Source organism: Streptomyces sp. NBC_01506, from assembly GCF_045040295.1.
GTDB lineage: Bacteria > Actinomycetota > Actinomycetes > Streptomycetales > Streptomycetaceae > Streptomyces.
The window spans coordinates 678587-692326 of record NZ_CP109422.1; the positions used below are offsets into that span (position 1 = coordinate 678587).

Here is a 13740-nt window from a genome sequence, read left to right on the forward strand (position 1 = left end):
GCTACCGCTGCCTGGCCAGCAGGTCGTCGGCCTGCCCGGCGGCGGCGTCAAGGGCCTCCTGCGGAGACTTCTTGCCGGTCATCGCCGCCTGGATCTCCGGGGCGAGGATGCCCATGAGCTGGCGGGCGACGGGGCTGGACTCGCCGGGGACGACGACGGACAGGGCGTCCTGGAGCTGCTTGGCGTACGCGTTGTCGGAGGGCACGGTGACGTCCGTACGCGGCGAGAGGAAGCCGGTCTGCTTGTTGAGGCTGATGATCTGGTCCGGCTGGGTCATGAACTCGATGAACTGCTCCGCGCCCTTGAGGTTGCCCTTGGCGTTGATGCCGAGGGCGCCGGGGACGCCGAAGGCGGCCTGCTTCTCGCCGGTGAGCGGGGCGCCGACGACGACGTTCTCCTTGCCCCACGCCTCCTCTGCGACGCCGAAGTCGATGCCGGAGTTGGTGAAGCCCATCGCGACCTGCTGCTTGCCGAGCGCCTGGTCGGCCACGACGTTGGTGTTCGTCAGCGCGGACTTGGGGACGGCGCCCTGCTTGTAGAGGTCGGTGAGGAAGGTCAGGGCCTCGACGCCGTTGTCGTCGTTGAACGCGACACTCTTGCCGTCCTCGCTGAAGATCTTGCCGCCGGCCTGCCAGAGCAGCGGGTAGAAGTTCAGATTCAAGGTGGCCTCGTTGCTGGCGGAGTAGTCCAGCGTGGCCAGGCCCTCGGCCTTCAGCTTCGGCGCGGCGGCCTTGATGTCGTCCCAGGTGGCGGGGGGTTGTGTGATGCCCGCCCGGTCGAGGAGTTTCTTGTTGTAGAGCGTCGTGGTGATGGTGTGGTAGATCGGGGCCGCGTACACCTTGCCGTCGTGGGTGAGGGATTCGATCGCGCTCGGCAGGAACGTGTCCTTGTCAGCCTTGATCGCACCGTCCACGGGGGCGAGGGCGTCGTTCGCGAGGTACTGGGGTATCTGGTCGGGCTGGAGGACCACGACGTCGGGGCCCTTGCCGCCGCTGAAGGCGGTGGCGAGCTTTTCGTCGCGGTTGTCCCAGGGCTGCTGCTCGATGGTGAGCCGCGCGTCCGGGTACTTCTTCTCGTACGCCTTCTCCAGGCCGTCCCAGTAGTCCGCGTTGGCCTTGGGATCGCCGATCACCGGGTACATCCAGACGGTCACCTCCTCCGAGACCGAGCCGGACCCGCCGTCGGAGCCGCCGCAGGCGGTGGTGAGGGCGGTGAGGCTGAGCAGGGCGAGGGGGATGCGGACGCGCTTGAGCGATGCGTTCATAGGGGCCTCCGGGGGCCGTCGGGTGCAGTGGAGCCCGTCTAGTTTCGGCCTTGACCGAAAGTAGCCATCTACTTTGGGACTGTCAATGGCTTTGCGACGAGGGGGGATTCAGGACGGCCCGATCAGTCGTCGTCGTCGCCCGGGACGCGGTCCCGTGGGTCGACGCGGTACAACTCGGCGCCGTGGCTGAAGTAGAGCCGGCCGTCGGGGTGGGCGATGAGCCGCCGGTGTGCGTGCTCGACGACCAGCACCGGAGGCTTCCGCGACCAGGGATCGACGCGGTAGACGCGGTTGCCGTCGATGCTCGCGTACAGATACCGGCCCGCCACGGCGAGATCGCCGCCGCCCCGGCCGGTGCCCACCGTGAAGCGCCGGACGACCTTACGGGCGTCCGGGCCGATCGCGAAGACCGTGTTTCCGGCGATGCCCCAGAGCTTGCGGTCAGGGCCGATGGCCACGGCGGTGACGGTGCCCGCCCCCGGCACCGGGACCAACTCCCAGAGCTTGCGCTTTCCTCCGACGTGCCAGGCGAAGACCGCGCCCGAATCGCGCGTGGGCGGGGTGGTGCCGAGGCCGCCGGTGATGGAGCAGCCGCCGTAGACCACACCGCCGGCGGTGGCGAGGGCGAAGACCGACTCGTCCCGCACGACGTGCCGGGTGACCTCCAACTCGCCGCTGCCCAGGTCGTACACGGCGAGCGCACCGCCGAGCCGGTCGCCGTCCGGGACGGTGCCCATGACGATCTTCCCGCGCACCTCCACCAGGGCCTTGGCCCGCATCTGGACGTGTTCCTCGAGTGTGTAGGCGCGCTCGGGATTGTCCGGGGTGCCGTCCGGGCCCGGGGAGTACTCCGGTGAACTCCAGGTCCTCCCCGGCCGGTAGCGGTAGAGGCGCGCCTGAGGGTACGTGCCGATCCACAGCGAGCCGTCCCCGCCCCGCAGCAGGGACTCGATCTGCGAGAAGCGGTGGAACTGCGGCTTGCCGGTGCGGGTGTCGACCGCGGCGAGGCCGCCGTTGAGGAACCCGCCCGCGTAGACCGTGCCGGGGCCGCCGGCGCCGAGGGCCAGGATCTCGATCGGCTCGTCGCGGCGGATCTTGGTCTCCAGGGTGGCGTACGCGCCGGTCCCCGGGTTGTAGCGGAACATCGCGCCGCGCCACAGGGTGCCGACGAGGCTGGTCCCGGGGTAGTCGGGCAGGCCGAGTTCGGCCCAGCCGATGGAGCGGGCGTTCTGCACCCGGCCGGTGAAGGTGAGGCCGGTGCCGGTGAGTTGGCGGGTGGCGGGGTCGTAGCGGCGCAACTCGCTGCGCTGGATGAGATAGACGCCGCCGTCCGGGTCCGGCGGGGAGATGTTGAGGCCGTGCGCGTCGGGGATCTCGTCGGTCCAGGCGCGGGCGGCGAGGTCGTAGACGAACAGCGGTCCGGGGAAGGCGCTGCCCATGCGGGCGTAGAGGCGGCCGTCATGGATGTCGATGTCGTACACCACCTGGCCCTCCACGGACGGCAGTCCGGGCGGCTTGGGCAGCTCGGTGAAGGTGCGGGTGGTGGGGTCGAACTCGGCGATACGGGCCTGGGAGTAGGCGCCGCTGTAGACCTTGCCGCCGGCACAGGCGAGGCTCTTGACGTACGTCTGGTCGGCGATCGGGCGGCCGAAGTCCTCGACGGCGCCGGTGTCCGGGTCGTAGCGGAAGAGGCGGCCGTTCGGCGAACCGCCGCCCCACACCTTGCCGTCGGCGTCGACGGCGAGCCGCCAGATGAACGTCTCGCCGGGGACGGGCACACCAAGATCCTCGGCGGTGTCGCCACCGCGCCAGCGGTAGAGCCGGCCGCCGTTGCCGTACGAGCCCACGTACACGGCTCCGTCGGGGGCGGCGGCCGTGGCCCAGGCGCCCTGGGCACCGGGCAGCGGGGCCGAGACGAGGACATCGCCGGTGGCGGGGTCGATGGCGTTGAGGTGGGCGGGCGCGCCGGTGGACACGTTCCAGCAGGCCGGGCGGCCGTCCGGGCCCGGCGCCACGGTGCCGCCGATGAGGAGCACGTCGTTGAGGGGAACGCCGAGGGAGTCGGGGCCGGCCGCCGCCGGGCCGTTCGGGGCCGCCGCCCGCGCCGGGGCGGAGACCGCGGGCAGGGCGGTGGCGGACAGTGCTGCGGTTGTGCTCACCAAAAACGCGCGGCGCGTCGACATGGTGTGGAACACCTCCGGTTCCGAGCTTGAGTGACGGCGCTCGAGTCACGGCGCCTTAATTACGGCACTAGCCGAAAGTGATACGCCGTGCACTAAAGAGCCGTCAAGACTCTGACCGTGTCCGCAACTTGACCGCAACCATTGACGACGGGCGTCAGGCTCGCTCTACTTACGGCATCGACCGAAACCGATGCCAAGGCCGCGCCCAACGGCACGCAAAAACGCGCCCCCTCGCCACTTGGGCGAGGGGGCGCGGCAAAGGTCACGCGATGACGGTGCCGGGAGCGATCAGACCAGGTCGGCGCACCCGGTCACGCGGTTTCCGGGCCGCGCCGTGCGGCGCATCGGTTCCTCAGACTGAGACCTTGACGGGCTCCAGCTCGATACTGAAATGACGAAGGATCGGTGACTGCCCTGTGATGCGATACCCCTGAACCGATTCGGGGTCCTTGGCTATCTCCGCCAGGACGTCGGCGACGTGGTCGTAGTGGCTGCGGGTGTAGACCCGGCGCGGGAGTGCCAGTCGTACGAGCTCGTACGGCGCGGTCTTCGTGGGGTTGCCCTGGTCGTCTTCCTCACCGAGATACAACGAGCCCAGTTCCGCCGAGCGGATACCTCCGCGTAGATAGAGTTCGCAGACCAGCGCCGTGCCCGGGTACTGGTGCGGCGGGATGTGCGGCAGAAGCCGCCCGGCGTTGAGGTAGAGGGCGTGCAATCCCGCTGGTTCGACGATGTCGACTCCGGCATCGCGGATGCGTCCGGCCAGGTAGCCGGCTATGTCCGCACGTTCCGCGAGGTAGGCCGGTTCGGTTACTTCGGTGAGCCCTCGGGCCATCATGTCGAGGTCGCGTCCCGCGAGGCCGCCGTAGGTGGTGAAACCTTCGGTCGCGATGAGCAGTCCCTGGCACCTCTCGGCGAGGCCAGGGTCTTTCAGTCCGATGAAGCCGCCGATGTGCACGATGCCGTCCTTCTTGGCACTCATGACGCATCCGTCGGACAGGCGGAAGGCTTCCTCGGCGACTTGACGGGGTGTGCGGTCCTGGTAGCCGGGTTCGCGGCGGGTCACCAGCCAGGCGTTCTCCGCGAAGCGCGCGGCGTCCAGGATCAGGGGCACGTTGTACTGGCGGCACAACTCGGCGGTCTGCCGCAGGTTTTCCATACTGACGGGCTGTCCGCCGCCGCCGTTGTTGGTGACGGTCATCAGGACGGCGGCCACGGGTGACCGGTGCGCGTTCCGCAGCGCGTGCTCAAGAGCGACCAGGTCGATGTTGCCCTTGAAGGGGTAGTCGCTGTCGAGGTCTTTGGCCTCGGCGCAGGGCAGGTCGTGTGCCTGGCAGCCGGTCAGTTCGACGTTGGCGCGGGTGGTGTCGAAATGGGTGTTGGACAGCACGCTGGTGCCTGGTGTGAGGAGTGAGCTGAACAGGATGCGCTCGGCGGCTCGTCCCTGGTGGACCGGCAGGATGTGGGGGTAGCCGGTGAGTTCGGCGACGACCTTGTGCCAGCGGTAGAACGAACGGCTTCCCGCGTAGGACTCGTCGCCGATCATGCCGGCGGCCAGTTGTTCGGCCGATATCGCGCCGGTTCCCGAGTCGCTGAGCAGATCGATGGTGACCTCGTCGGCGCGCAGTCCGAAGGGGTTGTAGGCGACCCGCTTCAGTGCTTCCTCGCGCTGCGGCCGGGTGGTGAGGGGGATGGGTTCCACAACTTTGATGCGGTAGGGCTCCACGTAACTTCCTTCTGGATAATGTGCCGGCCGGCGTGCCTGGTGGCGCCGCGGCGAGGGTTCGGGGCGCGGCCCGCCGGGGCCGGTCAGCGGGGGCCGGACGCCGTACGCCTCCGAGGAGAGGTAGGCGGTGATGCGGGGCTGCCGATTTCGCTCATACACAAGAGCCAGGTAGGCGATCAGCCCCGTACCGTCGGCGAGTTGTCGCCGGGTGAGGGCGCGCAGGGCCCGGTTCAGTACCGAGGTGTCCATGCCGAAGCGGGTCAGGAGGGCCTTCGCCCGCGCGAATGCCTCCTCGTCGTCGCGGACGTAGTCCCGCACAGGGATGTGCAGCGTGAAGCCACTCGGGCCGGCTCCCCTGTCGGTGAAGGCATGGCAGGTGAGTGCCGGCCGTCCGAGAAGCCGCGGCGTGCTCCGGGCGTCCGGTCCGGGCGACGGGATCGGTCCCGCGGCCGCGTGGAAGAAGCTTCTGATGTCGGCTTCCGAGGCGCCCGAGGTAGCGCGGCTCAGCGCATAGGCGTCGTCCGCCGACGTGCGCGGGTGGCTCGTGTACACCTTGACGCGCGGCGTCTTCCAACTGCCCAGGTCCAGTGCGACAAATGGATATCCCGCGGCGTCGGGGAGTTCTCCGAAGCCCTGGCCGTAGCCGAGTCGGCGCAGTGCTTCGCGCACGGTTCGAGCCGCCTGTCCCGGTCCTGCGGCCGAGGGGTTCAGATAGACCTTGATTCCGGGTACGCCTCCCGGGCGGAGCTCGAGTGCGTACCACAGCGCCAGCGGTCCCTCGGCCGAGGTGGGGAAGAACAGGTCTTCCAGTGCGTCGAGTTGGCCGGTGGAGAAGTCCCATCGGGCGGCCATGGTGCGGATGGCTTCGAGGCCGGCGCGGGCGCTGTCGGTCATATCCGCGTGGGCGCAACCGGGCTCTACGAGGACGCGCAGTACCGGATCGGCGTTCGGTGTGCAGGCGAGGGAGAACTCGACCGGCGTGTGGTCGTCGGAGATGAAGCTGGGTGAGGCCGGCGGCAGGGACAGCGGTCGTCGCGCGGTGTCGGAGAGTGAGTCGAGCAGGACCTGCCCGTACAGCGCTGTGTCCGCCTCCCGCAGCCCCACCACGGAGCCCAGGCGCAGCAGTTGGCCGTGGACGTGGTCGCCGAGCGTTGTCCCACCGAGGTCCGCGGCCGGCTTGCCGTGCGCCGGCGGGGTGCTCATCGCACCCCCCGCGTCGCGAGATGCCGGTAGCGCTCGTGCGATCCGGTCCTGCCGGCAGGTGCCGCGCCGGCCGGTAAGAGGGCAAAAAGATACCCGCCGGGAGAAGCGGGTATCCGGCCGAGCGGTTCGCCCGGGTCGGCGTCTGCGTACGGGTTCCTCATTCTGAAAGCGGTGCGCCGCGGTGCGGTCCACCTGGCTGTAGAACGTTGGGCGGCGGTTGTTCTGGCCCCCACTGCCTCTCCTTCGCCGTGTGACACCCCCGTCACTCCGCGCAGTTCTACCCCATTGGTTGAACAGTCATGCAGGTGACACATGCTCATGTCACCTGCATCACATCGCCGTCCGCGGCTACTCCCCCTTCCACCAGCTCAGGAAGCCGCTCCAGCCACCGCGTCCTGTCTTGCCCCTGGGGGCCTCGGGCGTCGCGGGCCTGTTCGTCGCGGTCGGCTGCGCCTGATCGCGCTGCGGTTCCGGCCGCTTGGGTTGAGCGGCAGGACGCGGTTTGACGGCGCCGAAGCGAATGGGCAGGGACGCCAGTGCCCGGTTGAAGGGGCCGGGCCGCCAGGCGAGGCTGTCCGCGGGGACCGCGAGTTCGACGTCGGGCAACTCGCTGAAAAGCGTTTCGAGGGCCGTCAGGGCGATAAGCCGAGCCGGCTCCTTGGAGGGGCACGAGTGCGGGCCCGCGCTCCAGGCCAGGTGTCCGCGCGTGTTGGCGCCCCGGTCCGCCAGGGCCGTGTTGGCCGCACCGAAACTCACCAGTACCAGTTCACCGGCGTGCACCTTGTCGCCGGCCACATCCGTGTCGGCGACCGGGTAATGCGGGGCGTAGTTGGACATGGGCGGATTGCGCCACAGTGTGTCGTCGAGCGCCTTGTCGAACTGTCCGTTACGCACGTAGTGCTCATCGGTCAGCATCGTGTAGAAGGCGTTGCCGATGAGGTTGCGCTCCGGCTCGCCGCCCGCGCCGAGAAGGAGCACCAGCGTATGCACCAGCTCGTCGTCGGTCAGTTCCGCCGGATGCCGCATCAGATGGGACGTGATGTCATCACCCGGCTGTGCCCGCTTCAGCGCCACCAGTTCGCCGACTGCCTGGACCAGGACCTGGTTGGCCTGCTCGGCGTTGACTCCGTCGAACATGCCGGAGATACCGAACAGGACCCGGTCGCCGATCTCCGCCGGACAGCCGAAGAGTTCGTTGAACACGAACAGGGGCAACTGCTTGGCGTAGTCGTTGACCAGATCGGCCGAGCCGCGGGCGCTGAACTGGTTGATGAGGAAGAGGGCGGCCCGCTGGGTGATCTGGCTCAGCCGGCTGTTACTGACCTGGGCAAAGCTGCCGGTGATGGCCTCGCGAAGCCGAAGATGCTCCGCGCCGTCCGTGAACATGCAGTTGGGCCGGTAGGCCAGCAGAGGCAGAACAGGGCTGCCGGGGTTGATACGGCCCTCGTTCAGGGCGCGCCAGCGGCGCGAGTCCTTGCGGAAGGTGCTCGGATCCTGGAGCAGTTCGAGTGCCGCGCTGTAGTCCGTCACCAGGGTCGCCTCCACACCCGGGGCGATGGTGACGGGCGCGGTGGGGCCGAGCTGGTGCATGTACCGATAGAAAGCCTGTGGGTCGGCGGCGAACTCCGGCGTATCGAGGGGTATTCGTTGGCCGCTGCCGTGTGCGGGGCAGCCGGGCGGAGGTACGGGGGGCGTTGTCATGCCTGCTCCAGAGCGGCGCGTTCCTGCAACCAGCGCACCAGGGTGATCAGTGCGTTTACTGACGATGTCTTGTCGCGTGCGTCGACGGCGACGACCGGGGTGTCGGGCAGCAGGTCGAGCGCTTCGCGTACCGCTGCTTCCGTGCGCTCCGGGGTGCCGTCGAACCGATTGATGGCGACGGCGAAGTCGAGGCCGTAGGTCTCGATCAGATCCATGACGGCGAAGGAGTCGGCCAGCCGCTCGGGATCCACCAGGATCAGGGCCCCCAACGCTCCATGGGCGACGTCTTCCCAGAGGTTGACGAACCGCTGCTGTCCCGGTGATCCGAAGAGGTAGAGCACGATGCGGTCACCGAGTGTCAGCCTGCCGAAGTCCAGGACGACGGTGGTGGTGGTCTTCCCCTGGACGCCCTTGAGATCGTCCACCGACTCCGAGACGCTCGTCATCTTCTCCTCGGTGGACAAGGGTGCGATCTCGGAGAGAGAGCCGATCATGGTGGTCTTGCCGACCGCGAAGTGCCCGACAACCAGGATTTTCACCGCGGTCTGCTCCGCGCCGCCGCGCACGTACGCGTCCTCAGCCAGAGTGGGTCCGGAGCCCATCGAGCACCTCCTGAAGAAGATTGACATCGGCAAGACGAGCCCGGGGCACCGGCACGCGGGTGAGCAGGTAGCCCCCCTCTTTGAGGGAACTGAGCAGGACCTTGAGGATCCCGAGAGGAAGCTGGGCGTGCCCGGCGATCTCGGCGACGGAGAGGTAGCCTCCCGAGCACATCTCCAGGAGCTGCTGCTCCTCGGGGGAGAGCCGCCTTGGACGCTGCCGCTGGTCGGTGGCCGTCGTGATGAGGGTGATGAGCGAGAACTCGTCCTGGGCCGGGAGGGCACGTCCACGGGTGATGACGTAGGGCCGGACTAACTCGGCGGCTTCGGGCTCGGACTGGGGGTGGCCGTTGTCGGTCATGATCGGTGACCGACTTCTTCGCGCAGGTCCGTCGACAGTTCCTTGCCCAGTTGGCCGACCAACTGCTGCATACGGAAGGTGATGGCGCCCATGTCGACGTCGGAGGACGCCGCTACCGCGAGGTAGGCGCCGTCGCCCGCGGCGATCAGGAAGACCCAGCCGCCGGTGAATTCGATGAGTGTCTGCCGCCACTGAACACCGGAGTCGCCGCAGAAGAACGCGACGGTCCGGCTGAGGGACTGTAGTCCGCTCGCCGCGGCGGCGACCTTGTCGGCGTCGTCGCGACCGATGTCCGCCGTGCGGGACATCTGTAGACCGTCACGAGAGACCAGGACCGCGTGCAGGGCTCCGGGAATCTCCAACGCGCCGGCGAGCATCCAGGACAGGTCTTTATTAATCACGGGGCATCAGGTCCTTTGTGTGCGTCGGCGGAGCTGGGCTTGTGCTCGGTGGCCGGCACCACCGCACCTCGGCCGGTGACAGTGCCGCGCTGAAAGGCGCCCATGACCGCTGCCCTCTCCTCGTCCGACCGGGCGGTCGGCGGAGGGAAGACCTGATTCTCGTCGCGCACGACTGCCATGGCCCGCCTGCGCCTGCGTTTGGGCAACCCGTCGGAGGTAGTTCCCGCGGGACCCGTTTCACTGCCGTTCGAGCCAGGATCCGTCGATACGCCCGCAGTGGGCATCCTGGGTGCCGGTGTGGTGGTGAGCAGGTCCTCCGGCACCAGCACCACCGCGCGGACTCCCCCGTAAGGAGACGTGGTGTCGATCGCCGCCGTGAAGCCGTAGCGAGCGCACAGGGCACCGATCACCGCGAACCCGAACTTGGGAGGGTTGCCCAACTCGGCGACACTGACCGCGGATTCCCCGGACAGGAGAGCCGAGGCGGTGGTCTTCTCCTCCTCGCTCATTCCGACGCCCGCGTCGTCGATCACGATGCAGATGCCCTTGGGCACCGTGCGCACGTTGATCTCGACCATGGCTTCCGGCGCCGAGTAGCTGGTGGCGTTGTCGAGCAGTTCGGCCAACGTCAACGCGACCGGCTCCACGGCGCGGCTGGCCACCGCGAAGTCCACCTGCGAGAGGACGTCGACGCGCTGGTAGTGCCGGATCTTTCCCTGGGCGCCGCGGATCACGTCGTATACCGATGCCGCCTCCCGCTGCCTGCCGAGCCAGCCGTCGCACAGCACCGTGATGGACTGCGCGCGCCTGTTGAACTGGGCGTTCATATGGTCGACGTCCAGCAGATCCTTCAGGATGGCCGAATCGCCGTACTTGGTCTGCAGATTGGAGATGACCCGCTGCTGCTCCGCCGCGAGACCCTGAAGTGTCTGCATGGCAGACTTCAGTACGGTCTTCGTGGCGCTCTCCGCCTCCTCCTTGGCCTGCCGGACCACCTCGTCGTAGCTGTCCCGCACCTCACCGAGGGTGGATTCGACATCGGCGTGGCGGCTCCGCAGTTCACTCAGAGAGCCTTCGAGACCCTGCTTCTGGTGGCGTAACGTTCTGATCGTCCCTCGCTGACGCAAGACGACCGTGGTCGCGACAGGGACGCCGACAGCGAGCGTCCAAACTGTCGGGTCCTGCCAAAAATTCGTCATGTGACTCTCTTTGAGCGGCTGAGGTCCAGCTCCCGGAATCGATCCATGCGAGCCCTCTACCGGCGGCGGTATTCACCACCTGGAGGACCTCTGACCGTAGGCTTCGTCGAAGGGAAAAACCCACCTGGCATGTGCCGGAAACCGTATCATCGGCTTACTGTGACGCCCGGTCAAGTCGCCCTTGCCATATCTGACTTGACAGGAATCGGCGGGCCCCCGGTGGAGGAATTGTGGCCATGGCGTGGAGGCCGAATCACCTGGCCCCGCTGCCGAGGCGGCAGCGGATCAGGGCCGCCGCCCGCCCGGCGTCACGTCGACGGAGTGTCCCACCGGACCCCCTTGCCCTGATCCTCCTCGAACACGAGCCAGGTGCGGGTGGACCGGACGCCGGGAATGCTCTGAATGCTGTCGAGCACCACATCACGCAGCGCCGTGTTGTCCGGCGTGCGCACCAGCGCCTCGCCACCCACGACCCGGACGACGTCACCACGTACCTCTCCTGGCAACACCTCACCACCGAGGCCACTTTCGGCCCCTGACACGAGCCGCGTCGAGCGGTTCCTCGCCGCACACCGATGGCCCCGCGCGGATCGCGCGGGGCCATCGGTTCGCCGGTCACCGCAACCGCGAAGTGGCAGTGTTCAGCGCCGTGGTCATCGCCGGGCCGGTCTCTGTCCCTTGGTCCTGTCCTGGATGCTGCGGCTGCGACCGCGGAACTCCGCGATCACCTCGTCACCGCGCCGAACGGTCACGTCGTAGATGCCGCTGCGGCCGAACACCGTACGCTCCTCGGCCCGCGCCGTCAGTACGTCGCCCTCGTACACCGGGGCGACGAAGGTGATGTCGGCGCCGGCCGCCACGGTCACCGGACCGCGGCTGTTGCAGGCGCACGCGAAGGCGGTGTCGGCGAGCAGGAACACGTAGCCGCCGTGGGCGATCGCGTGCCCGTTGATCATCGCGGATGTCACGGTCATACGCAGCACGGCGGCCCCGTCGCCGTGTTCGATCAGTTCGATGCCGAGATTCCGGGACGCTTCGTCCGCGGCGAACATCGCCTGCGCCCCAGTCGCATTCGTCGTCTGTGTCACCGTTCTCCCCGCCCTGTAGCCCAACCGAACATTCGGTTTGCATCGACACGGCCAAGTAATCCAGCCACCCCGCCCGGTGTCAAGAGATGAACCACCTGCCCAAGGGGCTGAACAACAGTCCCCAGGCGTCCAGTTGGATCGCTCGGGCCGGGCAGAACAGGACGGCGTCCTCGACGGCTTCGCCGAGGTCGTCCGACGGATACTCGGCGAGCAGGACGACCACACCGTCGCGCTCACGCTGGTCGAAGACATCCGGTGCGGTCTGTACGCACAGTCCGGCCAAGACGCACTTGTCGGACTCGACGGTCACCTTCCTGGGGTTCCTCCAGCCTCGGCTTCGCTTACCAGGTGACGGGCAGTTCATGCATGCCGTACGCGATTCCGTCGTTTCCGTCGTTCTTGAAGGGCAGTTGGTCCATCGGGGCGGGCAGACACAGGGTGGGGACGCGGCGGTACAAGGTGCTGTAGACGACCTCCAGCTCGAGCCGGGCCAGCGGCCGGCCGAGGCACTGATGGACGCCGAAGCCGAAGGCGAAGGCGATCTGGCGACGAACATCGCGCTCGATGCCGAGGCGGCCGGGGTCGTCGAAGACGGACGGATCGCGGCGCCGACGTCGTGGGCGATGATGACGCCCTCCCCGGCCCGGATCGTCACGCCGCCGATCTCGATGTCCGCCAGGGCCACCCGGCGCCGCCCGAGCCGCGGAATGCTCAAGTAGCGCAGAAGTTCCTCGACCGCCGAGGCGATCAACTGTGGTTCGAGTGCCGAGTACGGCGACGGCCTACCGGATTCCGGAGGACCTGGAGGACCCGGGTCGAGGAGCTTGGCCGCCCCGCCGATCGAACCAGGCATGAGGTGTCGGTAGATCTGGCGTTCCTCGCCCGGCGCGTGTCCGCCGAGCCGGTCGCCATGGTGCTCGCCGTCCGACCGCCTTGCGAGGCAGACGAGTTGAACGCCCCGCCGAGAGCGATCGGCCGTGAGACGTATCGCGTTCGGTCGGAACACGGTCCCCTCAAAAGGCCATCCGGGCACTCCGGGCGCCAATGTGGTCACAATCGAGTACTTCGTTATCTGAACGTGATAATTCGAGGTGTTGTGACTGCTCGGAGGGCAGACAAAACTGAGGTCTTCCGGGCAACAACAGACGTGAAGCCGCATGGATGCTGTACCCGTTTACGAAGGGAGCGTTACGCGGCATGTATGTGATCGAACGTCGTCAGATGATCCTTGAACGCGCACGGCGCACCGGTCGGGTGGATGTCGCTCAGGTTTCGAAGGAACTCAATCTCGCGCCGGAGACCATCCGCCGGGACCTGAAGGATCTCGAACAGCAGGGGATGGTGCGCAGAGTCTACGGCGGTGCCGTCGCGGTGGAGCGACTGAGCTTCGAGAGCGCGCTGTCGGTACGTTCGACCAGGCATCAGGCACAGAAGAACCGGATCGCGGCGGCTGCGGTCACCTTCCTCAAAACTGCCGAATCCGTGTACATCGACGAGGGTTTCCTGCCTTCGCTGGTCGCCAGTCAACTGCCGGCCGATCGGCCGCTGACGGTGGTTACCTCGTCTCTGGTCACTGCCCAGGCATTGGTCGCTCGCCCGGAGATCACCGTTCTTGTGGTCGGCGGGCGAGTTCGGGCGGAAACCTTCGGAAACGTCGATTACTGGGCGGTGGCAATGATCGACACCCTCGTGCTCGATCTCGCGTTCATCGGCGGTAACGGCATGACTCTCGAGCGCGGGGTGACGGTGCCGGACAGCGCCGTGGCCGCAGTGAAATCCGCCGCGATGCGCGTATCCCGGCGCAGAATCCTGATCGCGGACAGCTCGAAGTACGGCGTGGACTCGTTTGTCCGGTTCGCCCAACTCAACGATTTCGAACGACTGGTCACGGATGACGGATTGCCCATGGATCAGGCGGCACTCCTGCACGAGCGCGGCGTCGCCGTCACCCGCGTCTGACGTGGAAGGCAAGCGGCCGACGTCGCCCCCGGCGGGCACGGATGCGCGCCCGACAA

13 protein-coding genes are annotated in these 13740 nt (G+C 67.8%); 1 reads left to right on the forward strand and 12 read right to left on the reverse strand.

Annotated elements, in window-relative coordinates; translation table 11 throughout:
• Position 1: 1 nt before the first annotated feature.
• The 12 genes from OG329_RS02905 to OG329_RS02960 form a co-directional block, all read right to left on the reverse strand.
• On the reverse strand, positions 2 to 1264 hold the full coding sequence (locus tag OG329_RS02905) for an extracellular solute-binding protein (RefSeq protein WP_405792501.1): 1263 nt from the start codon (positions 1262 to 1264) through the stop codon (positions 2 to 4).
• A gap of 122 nt (positions 1265 to 1386) precedes the next feature.
• Positions 1387 to 3447: a hypothetical protein gene (locus OG329_RS02910; RefSeq protein WP_405792503.1), complete on the reverse strand. Its 2061-nt coding sequence runs from the start codon at positions 3445 to 3447 to the stop codon at positions 1387 to 1389.
• 352 nt (positions 3448 to 3799) lie between these two features.
• Positions 3800 to 6376, reverse strand: coding sequence for a tryptophanase (locus OG329_RS02915; RefSeq protein ID WP_405792505.1), 2577 nt, complete (start codon positions 6374 to 6376; stop codon positions 3800 to 3802).
• Between the two features lie 348 nt (positions 6377 to 6724).
• Positions 6725 to 8077 (reverse strand): cytochrome P450, encoded by a 1353-nt coding sequence (locus OG329_RS02920; protein ID WP_405792507.1) that lies wholly within the window; start codon positions 8075 to 8077, stop codon positions 6725 to 6727.
• Positions 8074 to 8679, reverse strand: coding sequence for a GTP-binding protein (locus tag OG329_RS02925; RefSeq protein WP_405792509.1), 606 nt, complete (start codon positions 8677 to 8679; stop codon positions 8074 to 8076). Before OG329_RS02925 ends, OG329_RS02920 begins: the two co-directional genes overlap by 4 nt.
• The gene (locus tag OG329_RS02930) at positions 8654 to 9037 is read right to left on the reverse strand and encodes a DUF742 domain-containing protein (RefSeq protein ID WP_405792511.1); all 384 of its coding nucleotides are present in this window, start codon (positions 9035 to 9037) and stop codon (positions 8654 to 8656) included. The genes OG329_RS02925 and OG329_RS02930 overlap by 26 nt, the downstream gene beginning before the upstream one ends.
• Positions 9034 to 9435 (reverse strand): roadblock/LC7 domain-containing protein, encoded by a 402-nt coding sequence (locus OG329_RS02935; protein ID WP_405801621.1) that lies wholly within the window; start codon positions 9433 to 9435, stop codon positions 9034 to 9036. Before OG329_RS02935 ends, OG329_RS02930 begins: the two co-directional genes overlap by 4 nt.
• Positions 9435 to 10637: an ATP-binding protein gene (locus OG329_RS02940; RefSeq protein WP_405792513.1), complete on the reverse strand. Its 1203-nt coding sequence runs from the start codon at positions 10635 to 10637 to the stop codon at positions 9435 to 9437. The genes OG329_RS02935 and OG329_RS02940 overlap by 1 nt, the downstream gene beginning before the upstream one ends.
• Before the next feature lie 308 nt (positions 10638 to 10945).
• Complete coding sequence (locus tag OG329_RS02945; RefSeq protein WP_405792515.1) at positions 10946 to 11143, reverse strand: Lrp/AsnC ligand binding domain-containing protein; 198 nt, start codon at positions 11141 to 11143, stop codon at positions 10946 to 10948.
• A gap of 147 nt (positions 11144 to 11290) precedes the next feature.
• Complete coding sequence (paaI, locus tag OG329_RS02950; protein ID WP_405801622.1) at positions 11291 to 11689, reverse strand: hydroxyphenylacetyl-CoA thioesterase PaaI; 399 nt, start codon at positions 11687 to 11689, stop codon at positions 11291 to 11293.
• A 115-nt stretch (positions 11690 to 11804) separates the two neighbouring features.
• Complete coding sequence (locus OG329_RS02955) at positions 11805 to 12035, reverse strand: ferredoxin (protein ID WP_405792517.1); 231 nt, start codon at positions 12033 to 12035, stop codon at positions 11805 to 11807.
• 31 nt (positions 12036 to 12066) lie between these two features.
• Entirely contained in the window at positions 12067 to 12291 is a 225-nt protein-coding gene (locus OG329_RS02960; protein ID WP_405801623.1) for a cytochrome P450, read from the reverse strand.
• 631 nt (positions 12292 to 12922) lie between these two features.
• Between OG329_RS02960 and OG329_RS02965 the strand changes: the two genes are divergently transcribed.
• Entirely contained in the window at positions 12923 to 13684 is a 762-nt protein-coding gene (locus OG329_RS02965; RefSeq protein WP_405792519.1) for a DeoR/GlpR family DNA-binding transcription regulator, read from the forward strand.
• Positions 13685 to 13740: the final 56 nt, after the last annotated feature.